Source organism: Brachybacterium sp. AOP3-A1-3, from assembly GCF_052378285.1.
GTDB lineage: Bacteria > Actinomycetota > Actinomycetes > Actinomycetales > Dermabacteraceae > Brachybacterium.
Map to the genome: position 1 here is coordinate 127,754 of NZ_JBQSXM010000007.1, position 16,828 is coordinate 144,581.

The 16,828-nt window shown below is 69.3% G+C and carries 14 protein-coding genes; 3 read left to right on the forward strand and 11 right to left on the reverse strand.

The annotated features are described in order from the left end of the window. The first annotated feature begins 14 nt into the window (after positions 1-14). Together pgi and ACT3T5_RS11505 are read left to right on the forward strand one after the other, a co-directional pair. Positions 15-1,712: a glucose-6-phosphate isomerase gene (pgi, locus tag ACT3T5_RS11500; RefSeq protein WP_444594388.1), complete on the forward strand. Its 1,698-nt coding sequence runs from the start codon at positions 15-17 to the stop codon at positions 1,710-1,712. A gap of 82 nt (positions 1,713-1,794) precedes the next feature. Beyond that, positions 1,795-2,541, forward strand: a complete 747-nt coding sequence (locus ACT3T5_RS11505; RefSeq protein WP_444594389.1) for a GH25 family lysozyme — start codon at positions 1,795-1,797, stop codon at positions 2,539-2,541. A gap of 16 nt (positions 2,542-2,557) precedes the next feature. On the opposite strand, the gene ACT3T5_RS11510 is transcribed toward ACT3T5_RS11505, so the two are convergent. Continuing rightward, positions 2,558-3,961 carry an MFS transporter gene (locus ACT3T5_RS11510; RefSeq protein WP_444594390.1) on the reverse strand — a complete coding sequence of 468 codons (1,404 nt, stop codon included), beginning with the start codon at positions 3,959-3,961 and terminating at the stop codon, positions 2,558-2,560. A 222-nt stretch (positions 3,962-4,183) separates the two neighbouring features. Between ACT3T5_RS11510 and ACT3T5_RS11515 the strand changes: the two genes are divergently transcribed. Continuing rightward, positions 4,184-5,740, forward strand: coding sequence for a flotillin family protein (locus ACT3T5_RS11515; protein ID WP_444575952.1), 1,557 nt, complete (start codon positions 4,184-4,186; stop codon positions 5,738-5,740). 63 nt (positions 5,741-5,803) lie between these two features. Here ACT3T5_RS11515 and ACT3T5_RS11520 read toward each other — a convergent pair whose 3' ends face one another. The 10 genes from ACT3T5_RS11520 to ACT3T5_RS11565 form a co-directional block, all read right to left on the reverse strand. Next, positions 5,804-6,391, reverse strand: coding sequence for a DUF1731 domain-containing protein (locus ACT3T5_RS11520; protein WP_444594391.1), 588 nt, complete (start codon positions 6,389-6,391; stop codon positions 5,804-5,806). Further along, positions 6,392-6,742 carry an NAD-dependent epimerase/dehydratase family protein gene (locus ACT3T5_RS11525; protein WP_444594392.1) on the reverse strand — a complete coding sequence of 117 codons (351 nt, stop codon included), beginning with the start codon at positions 6,740-6,742 and terminating at the stop codon, positions 6,392-6,394. It abuts the gene before it with no gap. 5 nt (positions 6,743-6,747) lie between these two features. Then, the gene (locus ACT3T5_RS11530) at positions 6,748-8,043 is read right to left on the reverse strand and encodes an acyl-CoA dehydrogenase family protein (RefSeq protein ID WP_444594393.1); all 1,296 of its coding nucleotides are present in this window, start codon (positions 8,041-8,043) and stop codon (positions 6,748-6,750) included. 22 nt (positions 8,044-8,065) lie between these two features. After that, complete coding sequence (locus ACT3T5_RS11535) at positions 8,066-8,911, reverse strand: endonuclease/exonuclease/phosphatase family protein (RefSeq protein ID WP_444575955.1); 846 nt, start codon at positions 8,909-8,911, stop codon at positions 8,066-8,068. Between the two features lie 47 nt (positions 8,912-8,958). Then, positions 8,959-12,513, reverse strand: coding sequence for a DNA polymerase III subunit alpha (dnaE, locus tag ACT3T5_RS11540; protein WP_444575956.1), 3,555 nt, complete (start codon positions 12,511-12,513; stop codon positions 8,959-8,961). Positions 12,514-12,621: 108 nt separating this feature from the next. Continuing rightward, positions 12,622-13,674, reverse strand: coding sequence for a hypothetical protein (locus tag ACT3T5_RS11545; RefSeq protein ID WP_444594394.1), 1,053 nt, complete (start codon positions 13,672-13,674; stop codon positions 12,622-12,624). A gap of 33 nt (positions 13,675-13,707) precedes the next feature. Beyond that, positions 13,708-14,445: a hypothetical protein gene (locus tag ACT3T5_RS11550; protein WP_444575958.1), complete on the reverse strand. Its 738-nt coding sequence runs from the start codon at positions 14,443-14,445 to the stop codon at positions 13,708-13,710. Between the two features lie 61 nt (positions 14,446-14,506). After that, the gene (locus ACT3T5_RS11555) at positions 14,507-15,430 is read right to left on the reverse strand and encodes an RluA family pseudouridine synthase (RefSeq protein WP_444575959.1); all 924 of its coding nucleotides are present in this window, start codon (positions 15,428-15,430) and stop codon (positions 14,507-14,509) included. Then, on the reverse strand, positions 15,427-16,050 hold the full coding sequence (gene lspA, locus ACT3T5_RS11560; RefSeq protein ID WP_444594395.1) for a signal peptidase II: 624 nt from the start codon (positions 16,048-16,050) through the stop codon (positions 15,427-15,429). The genes ACT3T5_RS11555 and lspA overlap by 4 nt, the downstream gene beginning before the upstream one ends. Beyond that, complete coding sequence (locus ACT3T5_RS11565) at positions 16,047-16,766, reverse strand: DivIVA domain-containing protein (RefSeq protein WP_444594396.1); 720 nt, start codon at positions 16,764-16,766, stop codon at positions 16,047-16,049. The genes lspA and ACT3T5_RS11565 overlap by 4 nt, the downstream gene beginning before the upstream one ends. Between the last annotated feature and the right edge of the window lie 62 nt (positions 16,767-16,828).

Genomic DNA, 16,828 nt, shown 5'->3' on the forward strand with positions numbered 1-16,828 from the left:
TGTTCAATGGCCATATGACTGCTTCGAACTCTCCTTCCGCCCCCATCGATCCCACGACCACCGACGCGTGGGCGTCCCTCGAGGCGCACAACCTCGAGCTGTCCGGGTCCCTGCGCGAATGGTTCGACGCGGACCCCGAGCGGGCGCATCGCTTCAGCGCCGACGCCGCGGACCTCCATGTGGACCTGTCCAAGAACCTGGTGACCGCCGAGACCCTCGAGCTCCTGCAGCAGCTCGCCCGGGAGGTCGGCGTCGAGGCGCACCGCGACGCCATGTTCGCCGGTGCCCACATCAACACCACCGAGGACCGCGCGGTGCTCCACACCGCCCTGCGCCGCCCTGCCGGCGCCTCCCCCACCCTCGAGATCGACGGGCAGCAGATCGACGAGGACGTCCACGAGACTCTGCAGCGGGTCTACGACTTCGCCGACTCCGTGCGCTCGGGCGAGTGGACGGGCATGACCGGAAAGCGCATCGAGACCGTCGTGAACATCGGCATCGGTGGCTCGGATCTGGGCCCCGTGATGGTCTACGAGGCGCTGAAGCCCCAGTCGCAGGATGGCCTGAGAGCGCGCTTCCTCTCGAACATCGACCCGACGGACGCCTACGAGACCACGCGTGATCTCGACCCCGAGACCACGCTGGTCATCGTCGCCTCGAAGACCTTCACGACGCAGGAGACCCTGACCAACGCGCGCCTGGTGCGCGAGTGGCTGCTGCAGGGCCTGCGCGAGAACGCCGGCCTGACGCTCGAGCAGGAGAAGGAGGCCATCGCCAAGCACTTCGTCGCCGTCTCCACCGCGCTGGACAAGGTCGAGGCCTTCGGCATCGACCCCAAGAACGCCTTCGGCTTCTGGGACTGGGTGGGCGGTCGCTACAGCGTCGACTCCGCGATCGGCACGGTGCTCGCCACCGTGCTGGGCCCGGACACCTTCGAGGAGCTGCTGGCCGGGTTCCACGCCATGGACGAGCACTTCGCCACCGCCCCGGCGGAGAAGAACGTGCCGCTGCTGATGGGCCTGCTCAACATCTGGAACGTGAACTTCCTCGAGGCGGAGACCCACGCGGTGCTCCCCTACTCGCAGTACCTGCACCGCTTCCCCGCCTACCTGCAACAGCTGACCATGGAGTCCAACGGCAAGTCGGCCCGCTGGGACGGCTCCCTCGTCACCACCGAGACCGGCGAGGTGTTCTGGGGCGAGCCCGGCACCAACGGCCAGCACGCCTTCTACCAGCTGATCCACCAGGGCACCCGGATCATCCCGGCGGACTTCATCGCCTTCGCCACCCCGAACCATGCCCTGGCCGACGGCGAGCAGGACGTGCACGAGCTCTTCCTCGCGAACTTCTTCGCCCAGACCAAGGCGCTCGCCTTCGGCAAGACCGCCGAGGAGGTGCGTGCCGAGGGCACCGAGGGCGCTCTCGTGGCGGCCCGCGAGTTCTCCGGCGATCGTCCCACCACCTCGATCATGGCCCCGAAGCTCACGCCGTCGGTGCTGGGCCAGCTGATCGCGCTGTACGAGCACATCACCTTCGTGCAGGGCGTCGTGTGGGGCATCAACTCCTTCGACCAGTGGGGCGTGGAGCTGGGCAAGCAGCTCGCCAAGGGCCTCGCCCCCGCCGTCGCCGGGGATGAGCAGGCGATCTCGGCCGAGGACTCCTCGACCTCGGCGCTGATCCGCTACTACCGCGAGCACCGCCAGCAGGGCTGATCGACGAATCGAGAGTGGGAGATCCGCACTGTCGGGACCGTCCGCACCGAGCCGGGGAGCACACCGCCTCCCCCGCTCGGTGATGCTCGGCTCCGGACTGCTGGGAACGGTCGTCCTCGTCGCCGTGCTCGCGATGCTGGTCTCGACCGGTGTCATCTGGCCGGGCCGGATCTTCGCGAGCGGCCACGAGGTGCGAGGCGTCGACGTCTCCTCGTACCAGGGCGAGATCGACTGGCCGGCTCTCGTCGGGGGCGACCTCGACTTCGCCTATCTCAAGGCGACCGAGGGATCTTCGTACGTCGATGAACGATTCGTGGAGAACTGGGAGCATGCCCGCTCCACGGATCTGCTCGTGGGTGCCTACCATTTCGTGAGCTTCGAGAGCCCCGGTCGCGCGCAGGCGCAGCACGTCATCGACACCGTGCCCACGGGCGGGACCCTGCCGATCGCGGTCGATGTCGAGTTCTACGGCGATTATTTCGAGGACCCTCCGTCACGGGCGCAGGTGGACGCGATCCTCGTCCCGCTCCTGGACGAGCTCACCGCCCACTACGGCGTCGCTCCGGTCATCTACACCACCGCCGACGCCTACGAGCTCTACATCGACGGCTCTTACCCCGACTCCCCGATCTGGATCCGCTCGGTGGTGCTGCCACCGGACCTGGGTGATGAGCGGCCATGGGCCTTCTGGCAGTACTCCCACCGGGACCGGCGAGAGGGCTACGACGGCCAGGAGCGGTACATCGACATGAACGTCTTCGCCGGTTCACGTGCAGAGCTGGCCATGCTCGTCGAACGCGCTGAGGACGCCGAACCGGCCGAGAACTAGGACCACGTCTTGCTGCTCAGGCCAGGTAGTCGACCTCGCGGGTCTCCTTGCCGAGCAGCAGGGCCACGATCGTGATGATCGCCGCGAGGGTCAGGTACCCGCCCACGAGCCACAGCGGGCCGTCCAGCAGCTGCCACAACGCGATCATCGCGTACGGCGCAGGGGCGGCGCCGATCACCGAGGCCATGTTGTAGCTGACGGCGCTGCCGGTGTAGCGCACGTCCGAGGCGAACATCTCCGGCAGGAACGCGGCCATCGGGCCGAAGGTCAGGCCCATGAGCGTGAAGCCGAGGATCAGGGTCGCCATCGCGCCGACCGTTCCGGCCTGCACCATCGGCTCGATGAGGAGCCCGAAGACCCCGATCCCGGCGGTGACGGCCAGCAGCAGCTTGCGGCGGCCCAGCCGATCCGCGAGCGGGCCGGAGACGAGGGTGAAGATCCCGAAGAACACGACGCCGATGATCAGCATGGTGAGGAACTGCGGCCGGTCGAAGCCGAGGCCGGGCGCGAACCCGGCGGCGTCGAACGGCTTGCCGGCGGCCTCCGCGGCGGCGCGGGCGGTCTCCTCGTCGGCCGGGGTGGTCCCGACCACCATGAGGAAGGCGGTCATCAGGTAGAAGAGGACATAGGTCGCGACCATGGCGACCGTGGCGAGGATCAGCGGCTTCCAGGCGGTGCGGAACACGCGCGCGATCGGGATGGCGGCGACCCGCTCCTCGTCGATGACCTTCTGGAAGGCGGGGCTCTCCATGAGCTTCAAGCGCACCCAGAGGCCCACGATCACCAGGATCGAGGACAGCAGGAACGGCAGGCGCCAGCCCCACGACATGAACTGGGCGTCGGTCAGCTGCAGGCTGAGGACCACGAACAGCAGGTTGGACAGGATGAAGCCGATGGGGGCGCCGAGCTGCGGGAAGGTGCCGTAGAGCGCGCGCTTGCCCGGCGGGGCGTTTTCGGTGGCGAGCAGCGCCGCTCCGGACCATTCACCGCCCAGGCCGATGCCCTGGCAGAACCGCAGCAGCACCAAGATCGCCGGGGCGAGGACGGTGAAGCCGGGAGTCGAGGCGGCAGGCAGCACCCCGATGAGGAAGGTTGCGATCCCCATCACGAGCAGGCTCGCGACCAGGGTGGTCTTGCGGCCGACCCGGTCCCCGAAGTGGCCGAAGATCAAGGAGCCCAGCGGGCGGGCCACGAAGGCGACGCCGAAGATGGCGAACGAGCTCAGGAGCTGGTTCGCGGGGGTCTGCGTGGGGAAGAACAGAGCCGGGAACACCAGCGAGGCGGCGGTCGCATAGGCGTAGAAGTCGAAGAACTCGATCGTCGTGCCGACCATCGAGGCGGTGATGACGCGGCCGCGGGTGTTCGCGGGGGCCGCGGGAGGCGCCGAAGGGGTCGGGGACTGTGCTGGTGCGGTACTCACGGCGACTGACTGTAGACCTCTCGTCCCGACATGCGGACACGCCTGACACATCGTGAGACGCCTTCCGGTGGACCCCGAGGCCACGAGACAGCTGAACGCTGAGGTCACAGGTCAGCGGGTTCCAGAGGTCACGAGACAGCCCCGGTCCTGGAGCACCGCACCGCTCCTGCTCATTCGATGAAAGACTGACGGAGGCACGCCTGAAAAACTTGAGGGGAACCCATGGAAGCACTGATACCACTTGCCGGTGGCGCGGTCGTCGTCATCGTCGTCATCCTGATCCTGCTGCTCATCCTGATGCGCAGCTACCGGATCGCGGCGCCCAACGAGGCGCTCATCATCACCGGTCGCAATGCGAAGGCCAGCCCGACCGGCGACATCGACCTCGAGTCCGGCAGCGCTCGGGTGATCATCGGTGGTCGTGCGATCGTGCGACCGATCGTCGACCGCGCTTTCGTGCTGAGCCTGAGCTCACGACAGATCCCGGTCGAGGTCGAGGGCTACTCGATGAACGGCATCTTCCTGCGCCTGCGCGGCGTCGCGCAGGTCAAGGTCGGGGGCAACATCGACGACGTCCGCAAGGCCTCGCAGCGATTCCTCGATCAGCAGCAGCAGATCGACCACTACACCCAGGAGATCCTCTCGGGCACGCTCCGCGCCGTGGTGGGCACGCTGAGCGTCGAGCAGATCATCCGCGACCGCGCCTCGTTCGCCAACCAGGTCCAGGCCGAGGCCGAGCATTCGATGAACAACCAGGGTCTGGTCATCGACACCTTCCAGATCTCCTCGATCGAGGACGACGGCTCGTACCTGCGCGACTGGGGGCGGCCCGAGGCCGCTCTGGTCGCCAAGCGCGCCGCGATCGCCGAGTCGGACGCGAACCGTGAGTCGACCCAGGCCACGAACCTCAACCTCCAGCAGGAGGCGGAGTCGAAGCAGTCCTTCGACATCCGCAACGCCGAGATCAAGGAGCAGACCGACGCCCGCCAGGCGGTCGCCGATGCCTCCGGTCCGCTGGCGCGCGCCGCGCAGCAGCAGAAGATCATCGAGCAGGAGGAGCTCATCGCGGTCCGCAACAACGACCTGCGGGAGAAGCAGCTGATCGCCGAGGTCCACAAGCCGGCCGAGGCGAAGCGCTACGCCGAGCAGCAGGATGCGGACTCCAAGAAGTACGCGCACATCGCCGAGTCGGAGGCCCAGCTGCAGGACGAGCGCAACCGCGCCGAGTCCCGCAAGGTCACCGCCGACGCCGAGGCCCACGCCATCGAGGCGCGAGGTCGGGCCGAGGCCGAGATCGAGCTGCAGCGCCGCTCGAAGGACGCCGAGGCCGTGCGCCTCGAGGGCCAGGCCGAGGCCGATGCCCTGCGCGCCAAGGGCGACGCCGAAGGTGCATCGATCCGTGCCAAGGGCGATGCCGAGGCGGAGACCACCCGTGCCCGCGCGGAGGCGTACAAGCAGTTCAACGACGCCGCGGTGCTCAACCAGGTGCTCGAGGTGCTGCCTGCCGTCGCCAACGAGCTCGCCGCGCCGTACTCGAACATCTCCAACCTGTCGGTGTTCTCCACCGATGGCGAGTCGAAGATCGGGCAGAACATCTCGCTCGGTCTCGCCCAGGTGCTCGACATGGTCAAGTCGACCACCGGGGTCGACTTCCAGGACACGCTCCAGCGCGCCGCCGACAGCGGTCGTGACGTGCGCGAGCAGGCTGAGCAGACGCCTTCGGCGAGCGCTCCCGTCCAGGACGACGACACCGAGGACACCCCCGCCGACGAGGCCTGATCGCCTCTCGGACGCTCCAGGCGCCCCGGCTCCTCCTCACGGAGGAGCCGGGGCGTCTCTCGTTCACGCCAGCAGATCCTGGATCGCACTGTCGAGCTGAGGGTGCTCGAACTCGAATCCGGCCTGCTCGAGCACCCTCGACGTGGCGTGACGCCCGGTGAGTCCCAGATCCGGGTCCGTGCGCAGCAGCAGCGCGCCCAGTCGGAGCACGGGGGCCGGCGTGGGCAGACCGACGCGCCGGCCGACCGCCCGACGCAGGGTGCGCATCAGCTCGGCGTTGCGCACCGGATGGGGCGCCGAGGCGACCACCACCCCTGCCGGCAGCTCGGGTCCCTCGAGGCCGAGGGCCGCCAGGACGATCCGCACCCAGTCCCGGACGTGGATCCAGCTGACCCATTGGCGACCGGTGCCCACGGGCCCGCCGAGGCCGAGCCTGGCCAGGAGAAGCAGACGGTCCAGCGCCGGGGTGTTCGCCTCGAGCACGACGCCGGTGCGCAGGATGACCGTCCGGTCGCTGTGTGCTCCGTCCAGAGCCCGCTCCCACTGCTCGGCGACCCCGGTCATCTGCGGCAGGCCGATCGGGATCGGACTGCTCTCGTCCAGTCGCTCCTCGCCCGCGTCGGACCAGATCGCCGTGGTCGAGGCCTGCACTCAGCGTCGCAGCGGACGTTCCAGGTCGCGGCTCGCCTCCACCAGCGCTCTCGTCGCCTCGACCCGGGAGCGGGTGAGGTCTGCGATGGTCGCCGGGGTGGGCCGGGCATCGACGAACCGCCCGGCGAGGTTGACGAGGGCAACCTCCTCCCCCGCGAGCTCAGCGGCCCAGCCGCCCGCAGTGCGGGCATCCCACCGGACGTCGCGGACCATGCCGCGCTGCCGTTCAGGACGTTCACCCTCCGGCCGCGGGGACCGGGTGAGGACCACGACCTCGTGCCCGGCGGCGGTGAGAGCTGCGCTCAGGGCACGCCCGAGAGTGCCGGAGCCGCCGGCGATGACGACCTTCACGGCGCTCAGCGATCCTGCGGTGCGTCGGCCGTGTCCGTCGCACCGTTCGTGCCCGTCGGAGGGTTCGCGCCCGTCGCACCGTTCTCGCCCGTCGCACCGTTCGCGCCGATCTCGCCGAGCAGCGCCTTCGCGTAGGTGGCGTGCACGGACTCCTCGTCGCTGGGGTGGTACATGCCCGCGCGCACATCCCTCGAGAGCCTCTCGAGCTCGCTGCGGCGGAAGTACTGGGAGCCACCGCTGGCGCGCAGCACCTGGTCGACGGCGCTGATCGCGGCCTCGGTGGCCCGGGACTTCACGCCGGAGAAGTGCAGGAACCAGCGTGCTCCGTGATCGGTGATCCCGGGGCCGGTCTCCCCCGTTCCCAGGGCGTCGAGGTCGGCCATCACCTTCTCGATCTGCAGCACCGAGCCGTCGATACCGATCGCCGCCTGCGCGAGGCGCCGGCGGATGTCGGGATCGTCGGCATGGACCATGTCCCGGGTGACGTTGCGGCGCGTCACGGCGATCTGCGCCCCGAGGGCGACGGCGCGTTCGGCGACGCCCGTGTAGACCGAGGCGATCAGCAGTTCGAACGCGCCGAAGATGCCCATCACGAAGGGGTCGGGGTTCGGGCCGACGGGGGTGTCGGTCAGGACCCGGTCGGAATCGATCCGGGCTCCGTGCAGACGGGTGGTGCGGGACTGGGAGGGGCGCATGCCGTGCGTGTCCCAGTCGTCCAGCGTCTCGACGTCCGCGGTCCGCTCCAGCACACCGAAGACGAGCCGCGCCTGCGTGGAGGTGTCGCCCGCGACCCGTCCGTGGACGATCAGTCGGTCCCAGACCGGGGCGAGGGAGGTGAAGATCTTGGTGCCGGTGAGCCGGTATCCACCGTCCTCCTCCGATTCGGCGCTGGTCCCGGAGTCGAAGAGCATCGCGTCGTTGCCGGGCTCGGAGATCCCGAAGGCGAAGAGACGATCGGCGGCGGCATCCTCGAGGATCATGCGCACGGAGCCGACGCCGAGCCGGTGGGCGTGCAGGGCGGCGCCCGTGACCACCAGATGCATGTTCATCGACAGGGCGGTCGCCGGTGCGGCCTGGGCGAGCCGGCGCTGGATCCTGCTGGCCTCCAGCAGGCTCGCGCCGAGCCCGCCGAGCTCCCGGGGCACCAGCAGGCGCAGATAGCCGGCCTCGCGCAGATCGGCGAGATCCTCGCGCGGGAAGGTGTTCTCCCGGTCATGGACGACGGCACGGTCGCGGAAGGTGTCCAGCAGGTGGTCAGGGAGAAAGCTTGCCGGGTCCGTGGACGGTTCAGGAGCGCTCATGTCCCCACGATAGTGGTGCCGCTCAGCGTCCGGTCGGGACCCGGTCGAAGGTCGCCACCACGGGGCGGTGATCCGAGGCGCGGCTGGTCCCGACCTCGAGCGCCGTCGCCTCGAGTCCGCCACGCGCCCAGATCGAGTCGATGCGATGAAGGGGCAGGCGAGAGGGGAAGGTCGGTCGCCCCGGGAAGCTCCCCAGCGGCAGCGCCGCCGCGAGCATCGAGGTCAGCGGCGAGCGCGGCAGGTTCCGGGTGAGGTCCGTGGCTGCCTCCCGCCATCCGCCCGCCGAGAGGGCCGCGAGCTCCGGGGCGCCGGGGTCGGCGTTGAAGTCCCCGAGCAGCAGGGCGGGGCCCTCCAGGGCGGCGGTGTGCTCGAGGATCCGCAGCACCTGCGCGGTGCGGTGCCGGGGGTCCTCGTGGTCGAGGTGCGTGACCAGCACGTGGAGCGGTTCCTGTCCGGCGGGGCGCACCGTCGTGCTCAGCAGACCGCGGGGTTCATGGAGGGCGTCGAGGGCCGGGTGGCCGGGCAGCGGGTGCATCGCGTGCGCGACGATCTCGTGCCGGGTCAGCAGCGCGAGGCCGTACTGCTGCCGCCTCCCGCCCCCGTCGGCACCGTCAGTGCCGGAACGGTCGACGCCGGGACGGTCGATCGCCGCCCCGAAGCACACCTGCAGGCCGAGCAGCTCCGCCAGGCGGGCCGCCTGATCCTCGAAGCCCGACCGCGCACCGTAGCCGACATCGACCTCCTGCAGGCCGATCACGTCGGCCCGCAGGGCGGCGATCGCCGCCGCAGTGCGGCTCAGGTCCAGACGGTCCTGGCCGTCGGCCCCATGGTGGATGTTGTAGGTCCCGACCCGCAGCGCGCCTGTCATCTCACTCCTGTCGTGTCACGCCCGTCGGGCCGCTCTCATCCGCCGGGTCACTGCAGGCAGCTGGGGCCCAGCAGCGTCTTGAGCGAGGCGTACAGCGCGGCCGACGGGTTCACGGAGAGCCGCTTGTCGAGCTGCATGAGCGTGGTGCGGCCGGGCTCCTGCAGGCGCAGACGCACCTCGCTGGATCCCGGGTTGTCCTCGAGCACCCCGCGCAGCTGCTGGGCCACCTTGGTGGTGGCGCGCATCGCCGGCAGGGCGATGGTGACCGGGCCGTCGGGTCCGCCCCCGGTCTCCGGGATCGACATCTCCATGACGCGCAGCTCGGGCATGCCCTTGGACGTGTCCACACGGCCCTTCATCGAGACGATGAGGTCCTCGGCGAGCTCGGTGGCGACGGTCTGATAGGTCGAGGGGAACATCAGGCAGTCGATCGAGCCCTCGAGGTCCTCGACCGTGGCGATCGCCCACATGTCGCCCTTCTTGGTGGTCTTGCGCTGCAGGGTCGTGATGAGCCCGGCGATCGTGACCATGGCGCCGTCCTCGACGGCCCCGTCGTCGGCGAGGGCGCTGATCGAGGTCGAGGAGTTCTGGGCGATGACGTGCTCGAGGCCGTACAGGGGGTGGTCGGAGACGTACAGACCCAGCATGTTGCGCTCGAAGGCCAGCTTCTCCTTGCGGTCCCACTCGGGCAGGTCCGGGATCACGATGGTCGCCGCGGAGCCGGTCGCCACGTCGTCCCCGCCGGCGTCGCCGAAGACGTCGCCGAAGAGGTCGTACTGGCCCTGGGCCTCCTTGCGCTTCACGTCGACCACGGAGTCGACCGCATCCTCGTGGATGAGCACGAGGGCGCGACGGTTCGCACCGAGCTCGTCGAAGGCACCGCCCTTGATGAGCGACTCGATGGTGCGCTTGTTGCAGACGCTCAGCGGGACCTTGTCCAGGAAGTCGGTGAAGGACGTGAACGCGCCCTTCTCCTGACGGGTCCTGATGATCTCCTCGACCACGTTTGCGCCGACGTTCCGGATCGCCGAGAGGCCGAACCGGATGTCCTCCCCCACCGCGGAGAAGTACAGGTCGGACTGGTTGACGTCCGGCGGGAGCACCGTGATGCCGCGGTGCCGGCAGTCGCCGAGGTACAGGCCCAGGCGGTCGCGGTTCTCCTGGGTGGAGGTCAGCAGCGCCGCCATGTACTCGGTGGGGTGGTTCGCCTTGAGGTAGCCGGTCCAGTAGGAGACCACCCCGTACGCGGCGGAGTGCGACTTGTTGAAGGCGTAGTCCGCGAACGGCATCAGGGTCTCCCACAGCGCCGTCACCGCGGCGGTGGAGTACCCGTTGTCCTTCATACCGGCCTCGAAGGAGGCGAACTGCTTGTCCAGCTCCGCCTTCTTCTTCTTGCCCATTGCACGGCGGAGGATGTCCGCCTGACCCAGGCTGTAGCCGGCGACCTTCTGCGCCGTCTGCATGACCTGCTCCTGGTAGACCAGCACGCCGTAGGTCTCGCCGAGGATCTCCGAGAGCGGCTCCTCGAGCTCCGGGTGGATCGGCGTGATCTCCTGCAGCCCGTTCTTGCGCAGCGCGTAGTTGGTGTGGGAGTTCATGCCCATCGGACCCGGGCGGTACAGCGCCGAGACGGCGGTGATGTCGCCGAACTGGTCAGGCTTCATCTGCCGCAGCAGGGTGCGCATGCCCGAGCCGTCCAGCTGGAACACGCCCAGGGTGTCTCCGCGCTGCAGGAGCTCGTAGGTCTTCTCATCGTCGAAGGGCAGCGTCTCCAGGTCCGGGGGAACCTTCCCGTTGCGCTCCATGTTCGCGACCGCGTCGGAGAGCACGGTGAGGTTGCGCAGCCCCAGGAAGTCCATCTTCAGCAGGCCGAGGGTCTCCAGCGTCGGGTACTCGAACTGGGTGATGATCTGGCCGTCGGAGGGGCGGCGCATCATCGGGACGATGTCGACCAGGGGGTGGCTGGACATGATCACCGCGCAGGCGTGGACGCCCCAGCCGCGGGTGAGGCCCTCGACGCCCTTCGCGATCTCGACGACCTTCTGGACGTCGGGGTCCTCGTCGTGGATCCGGCGGAACTCCCCCGCCTCCGCGTAGCGCTTGTCCTCGGGGTCGAAGATCCCCTTGATGGAGATGTCCTTGCCCATGACGGTGGGCGGGAGCGCCTTGGAGAGGCGGTCGCCCATCGCGTAGGGGTAGTCGAGCACGCGCGAGGCGTCCTTGAGGGAGTTCTTCGTCTTCATGACGCCGTAGGTGATGACCTGCGCGATGCGGTCGTCGCCGTACTTGCGCTCCACGTACTCGATGACCTCGCCGCGGCGGCGGTCATCGAAGTCGACGTCGAAGTCGGGCATGGAGACGCGGTCGGGATTCAGGAACCGCTCGAACAGGAGGCCGTGCTCGAGCGGGTCGAGGTCGGTGATGCGCATGGCGTAGGCGACCATCGAGCCGGCGCCGGAGCCACGGCCGGGTCCCACCCGGATGCCCTGTTCCTTGGCCCACTTGATGTAGTCCGACACCACCAGGAAGTAGCCGGGGAAGCCCATCTGCAGGATGACGCGGACCTCGTAGTCGGCGCGCTTCTGCACGTCGTCGGGGATGCCCGCGGGGTAGCGGTACTCCAGTCCGCGCTGGATCTCCTTGATGAACCAGGACTCCTCGTCCTCGCCCTCCGGAGTGGGGAAGTTGGGCATGTAGTTGGCGCCGTCGTCCGTGGTGCGGAACTCGACCTCGCTCATCTCGGCGACGCGCAGAGTGTTGTCGCAGGCCTCGGGGAACTCGCGGAAGAGCTCGCGCATCTGCTGCGCGGACTTCAGGAAGTACCCGGAGCCGCCGAACTTGAACCGGTCGGGGTCGTTCAGGCGCGACCCGGAGTTGATGCACAGCAGGACGTCCTGGATCGTCGCGTCCTGCTCGGTGACGTAGTGCAGGTCGTTGGTGGCCAGCAGGGGCGCGCCGACGGCCTTGGACACCTCGATGAGGTCCTTGGTCACGCGCTGCTCGATGGACAGTCCGTGGTCCATCAGCTCGATGAAGTAGTGCTCCTTGCCGAACATGTCCTGGAACTCGCCGGCGGCCTTGACCGCCTCGTCGAACTGGCCCAGACGCAGGCGGGTCTGCACCTCGCCGGAGGGGCAGCCGGACGTGGCGACGAGACCCTCGGAGTACTTCGAGAGGATCTCGCGGTCCATGCGGGGCCACTTGCCCATCTGCCCGTCGAGCGAGGCGGCGGAGCCCAGACGGAACAGGTTGTGCATGCCCTCGGTGGAGCGCGACAGCAGGGTCATGTGGGTGTAGGCGCCACGCGCGGAGACGTCGTCGCCGGCGAGCTGCTGCTCCCGGGTGCCCCACTGCATGCGAGTGCGGTCATGACGGCTCGTCCCGGGCGTCACATACGCCTCGATGCCGATGATCGGCTTGATGCCGGCCGCCTTGGCGGTCTTGTAGAACTCATAGGCGCCGAACAGGTAGCCGTGGTCCGTGATCGCAACGGCCGATTGTCCCTGGCGGACGGTCTCGTCGACGAGTTTGTCGATCTTCGCGGCCCCGTCCAGGAGCGAATAATCGGTATGGACGTGGAGGTGCACGAAATCGTCGGACATGCCCTCCAGAGTAGCCAGTCCGGAGGCCCGACATGCCATCGGGAGGGCGTCGGGGAGGTCACCCCGGCGCGTCCGACGGACCGGGGAGGAGCAACAGGGCGGGGAACCTCAGCGACGGGGCGCAGCGACCTCGGCGTGAGTGCGCAGGATGCCGTCGGTGGTGCCCTCGGGGGCGCGGCCGATGCCGCATTCGGTGGCGACGCCGAATTCCTGCCGGACAGCGGCGGAGGCGGCGGCGATCCGGCGGCGGGCACCGTCGGAGCCGTCCTCCCGATGCACGAGGCCGAGGTACAGCTCGGGAACCTCGACGAGCTCGCCGAGCGGGGTGAAGTACTCGGCGTCGTCCCGGCCGATCGGGACCGGAAGATGCAACCAGGTCAGCTCGCGACCGGCCGCGGACGTCACGGCGTTCGCGACGCGCACCAGGTTCGCCGTATCGGTGGGTTCGACGAAGTGCTTCTCCCCCGCGTCGCCGTAGCAGAGGTGGATCCCGACCTCGACGTCACCGGGCACGGAGTCGACCAGAGCGGCGAGGCGTCCGACGATCCCCTCGAGCACGTCCCCGATCCACCAGTGGTCCATCACGGCGCCGTACCCCTCGGCCCCTTCGAGGATGCCCATCTCGCTGGCCACGTCCCACTGGATCGCGAGGTCGTCGTGGTCGATCGCCTCGAGGATCTGCTCGAGCTCACCCAGCATCGCGTCCGCGTAGACGGGTTCGATCGCTGCGCGCTCCTGCCCGGCGAAGAACGAGGAGACGACGGCGACCGGCGTGGGCAGCGAGACCTGGAAGCGGATCCCCGCGGGGATCGTCCCCTCCTGGCGGAGCCGGACGAAGGTCGCATAGGACTCGATCCCGGCGGCCGCGTAGCCGAGCGGTGGCAGCTCGATACCTCCGGCCTCGACACCCTCGGCGAGACGCAGCGGACGCGCATCGATGCCCGCCGGGAAGGGGACCGGCTCGTCGCCGACGCGGTCGATCCCCGCGGCCTGTCCGAGCACGTCGGGCTGGAACATGATCCAGTGGAACCGCTTCCCCACCTCGCCGTCCGGGATGCGCCTCACATGGGCGCCGAGGATCTCGGCGACCGTCCGCATCGTCTTCTCGGCATCGTCGTAGTTCACGCTGCCTGTGAGCAGGGCACCTCGGGGTTCAGTCATGGGCTCAGCGTACGGGGCGGCCGCTCCTCCCGTTCACGCCGTGTCGCTGTCACCCTCGGCGTCCTGCGCGCGGCGCGTCTCGGCCAACAGGGAGTTCAAGTAGTCGTGGACGTCCTCGAAGCTGAGGCTGCGCTCGTCCCGACGCGGCGGGATCCCGCCCACGAAGGCGCCGCCGTGCCAGGACATCGAGTCGTCGGGCAACGTCGGGTCGTCATCGCGCCACAGGTCGATCGGGATCGCGTGGGCGGCGAGGTCGCGGGCGATCTCGTCGGCCTGGGCCGGTGATCCGGAGCGCTGGAGCACGGAGACCAGCAGGGACTGCGCGGCCCAGGCGAAGGCGTCGCGGCGGTCGTCCTCCCCCGGGTCCACGGACTCCTGGACCAGAGCGATGTAGCTCGCGGCGAGTTCGTCCGCCCCGTCCTCGTAGTGGTCCTTGGCGACCCGCAGCGCGACCGACGGCACCAGTTCGCGAGCCTCCCACAGCACGGCGGCGCCCACCAGCGCCATCCCCACCCCGGTCGGGAAGTCCGGGTCCAGGGCCATCGCCGTGGAGGGGGCGCGCCCGGCCCGACGGGCATCGTCCGCCTCCAGGAACTCGCGGAGGGAACGCGCGATCGCGGCGCGAGCACGGTCATCGTCCCGCAGGGCCACCTCGGCCTCGGCCGGGTCGATGCCGAGACGGCGCGCCACCCTCATGAAGGGGAAGTCTTCTCGGGCCAGGGCCGCATCTCGCGTCGGGCTCAGCGCGGTGGGGGTCTGCTCGTCGGTCATGCCTCGACGCTACCCCGGCTCCGGCCGTCCCCTCGACTCCTGCACGAGGTCAGGGACGAGCTCAGCCGCGCAGCGCGTCGAGCGCGTCCTGCAGGTCCAGCGGGTACTGCGAGGAGTAGGTGACGGGACGCCCGGTCGCGGGATGGATGAAGGTCAGCTCCATCGCGTGCAGCCACTGACGGATCAGCCCCACCTTCTGGGCGAGGCCCGGATCGGAGCCGTACAGCGGATCCCCCACCAGCGGATGCTTCAGGGCCGCCATGTGCACACGGATCTGATGGGTGCGGCCCGTCTCCAGGCGGACCTTGAGCAGCGTGGAGCCGTGCAGCGCCTCGAGAGTCTCGTAGTGGGTGACGGAATGCTTGCCGTCCTGGAGCACCGCGAACTTGTAGTCGTGGTTCGGGGACCGGCCGATCGGCGCCTCGATGGTGCCTTCTGCCTGGTCCGGGGTGCCCTGGCAGATCGCGTGATAGATCTTGCCGACCTCGCGGGCACGGAAGGCGTCCTTCAAGGTGGTGTAGGCGCGTTCCGTGCGGGCCACGACCATCAGGCCGCTCGTGCCCACGTCGAGACGGCTCACGATGCCCTGCCGGTCGGGGTCGCCGCTGGTGCGGATGCTCACGCCCGCCGCGGCCAGGTGCCCGAGCACGGTGGGACCGGACCAGCCGGTGCTGGGATGTGCGGCGACGCCGACGGGCTTGTCGACCACCACGATGTCCTCATCCTGGTGGACGAGGGTCATGCCGTCGGCGATCTGCGGCCGCAGCAGAGAGGCGGGCCGCTCGTCCGGGAGCTCCACGTCGACCACCGAGCCTGGCTCGAGCCGGGTGGAGCGGGCCGGGACGCTGCCATCGACCTGGACCAGACCCGCCATCACGAGGTCTGCGGCGCGGGTGCGGGACAGGCCCAGCATCCGTGAGATGCCGACGTCGACCCGTTCACCGGCCAGCCCGTCGGGGACCATGAGGGTGCGCGAGGAGCTCACCGGGTCTCCTCCGGATGCTCGACGTCGTCGGTCCCGGCGGTGCCGACGGCCTCCGCGCGGGCACGTTCCTCGGCCTCGGCGGGGTTCGGCGACATCCCGATCACGCCCAGGAGCACGACGAGGATCGCTCCGGCGACCACTGCCATGTCGGCCACGTTGAACACGGGCCAATGGGGCAGTTCGAGGAAGTCGACGACCGCACCGTGGAAGGGGCCGGGAGCGCGCAGCACGCGGTCGTGGATGTTGCCCAGCGCCCCACCGAGGATCAGGCCCAGGGCGAGCGTGTACCAGTACGACCGGACCGAGCGGACGGCGAAGACGATCACGCCGATCACGATCGCGATCTGCAGGCCGGTGACGACCGGCGTGATCTCCGAACCCATCCCCCAGGCCGCACCGGAGTTGTACAGCAGGGTCAGGTGCAGGATCTCGCCGAGGAACGGCTGCGGGTCCAGCTCCGGCAGGTTCGCGACGGCCCAGTTCTTGGTGAGCTGGTCGACGACGGCCAGCAGCAGCCCCACGACTGCCATCCCGCCGAGGACCGTGCCCCGGCTCGGACGGCGACGAGCGCCGGACCCGTGGGGCCCGGCGCTCGTCGGCGACTGATCAGCGTGGTTCACAGACCGAAGTTCGCCTGCTTGTCCTGCGTCTCGCTCGTGTCGAGATCGCGGAGCTGGTTCTCGAGGTAGTTGCGCAGACGGTTGCGGTAGTCGCGCTCGAAGGTGCGCAGGCCCTCGATCGTCTTGTCGAGGTCCGCCTTCTTCGTCTCGAGCTCGGCCAGCGTGGTGCGGGACTTCTCCTCGGCCTCGCTGACGATGCGCTTGTGCTCGTCATTGGCCTCGGTGATGAGGCGGTCGCGCTCATCCTCACCGTTCTTGACGTACTCGTCGTGCAGACGGTTGGCCAGGGCGATGATGCCGGCGGCGTCGGCGCCACCTGCAGCGGCGGCAGGCGCGACGGCGGCGGTAGCGGCAGAGGACTCGGCAGGAGCATCGTCCACGACGGTGTTCTGCGCGGTCGCTCCGGCATCCGGCTCCTCCGTCGACGCGGCCGTGGCCCCGTCGACAGCGGCATCGTCGGTCTCGACGTCGTCCGCGACCACAGGGGCCTCAGCGGACTCGGCGGTCACAGGGGCTGGCGCGGACTCGACCTCGGCGAGGCGGTTGTGCGCCTCCTCGAGCTCCTTGGTCAGTCGGTTGTTCTCGTCGATCAGCTCTTGCAGGCGCGGCAGGATGTCGTTATCGAGGTAGTTGTCCACCTCGTCCATGTCATAGCCCTCGGAGAACCGAACCGGCGTGAACCGCTTGGACAGCAGGTCATCGGGCATCAGAGCCATGGGTCACCTTCTCATCAGTCAGGGGTCGTCGTGCGCATGAAGCGCGGTGGCGACAGCCTAGC

Coding starts and splice junctions, on each gene's coding strand:
- ACT3T5_RS11530 (WP_444594393.1), bottom strand. CDS start 8,043: ATGAGCGCTCCTGAACCGTCCACGGACCCGGCAAGCTTTCTCCCTGAC.
- ACT3T5_RS11515 (WP_444575952.1), top strand. CDS start 4,184: ATGGAAGCACTGATACCACTTGCCGGTGGCGCGGTCGTCGTCATCGTC.
- ACT3T5_RS11535 (WP_444575955.1), bottom strand. CDS start 8,911: ATGACAGGCGCGCTGCGGGTCGGGACCTACAACATCCACCATGGGGCC.
- dnaE (WP_444575956.1), bottom strand. CDS start 12,513: ATGTCCGACGATTTCGTGCACCTCCACGTCCATACCGATTATTCGCTC.
- ACT3T5_RS11545 (WP_444594394.1), bottom strand. CDS start 13,674: ATGACTGAACCCCGAGGTGCCCTGCTCACAGGCAGCGTGAACTACGAC.
- pgi (WP_444594388.1), top strand. CDS start 15: ATGACTGCTTCGAACTCTCCTTCCGCCCCCATCGATCCCACGACCACC.
- ACT3T5_RS11565 (WP_444594396.1), bottom strand. CDS start 16,766: ATGGCTCTGATGCCCGATGACCTGCTGTCCAAGCGGTTCACGCCGGTT.
- ACT3T5_RS11505 (WP_444594389.1), top strand. CDS start 1,795: ATGCTCGGCTCCGGACTGCTGGGAACGGTCGTCCTCGTCGCCGTGCTC.
- ACT3T5_RS11550 (WP_444575958.1), bottom strand. CDS start 14,445: ATGACCGACGAGCAGACCCCCACCGCGCTGAGCCCGACGCGAGATGCG.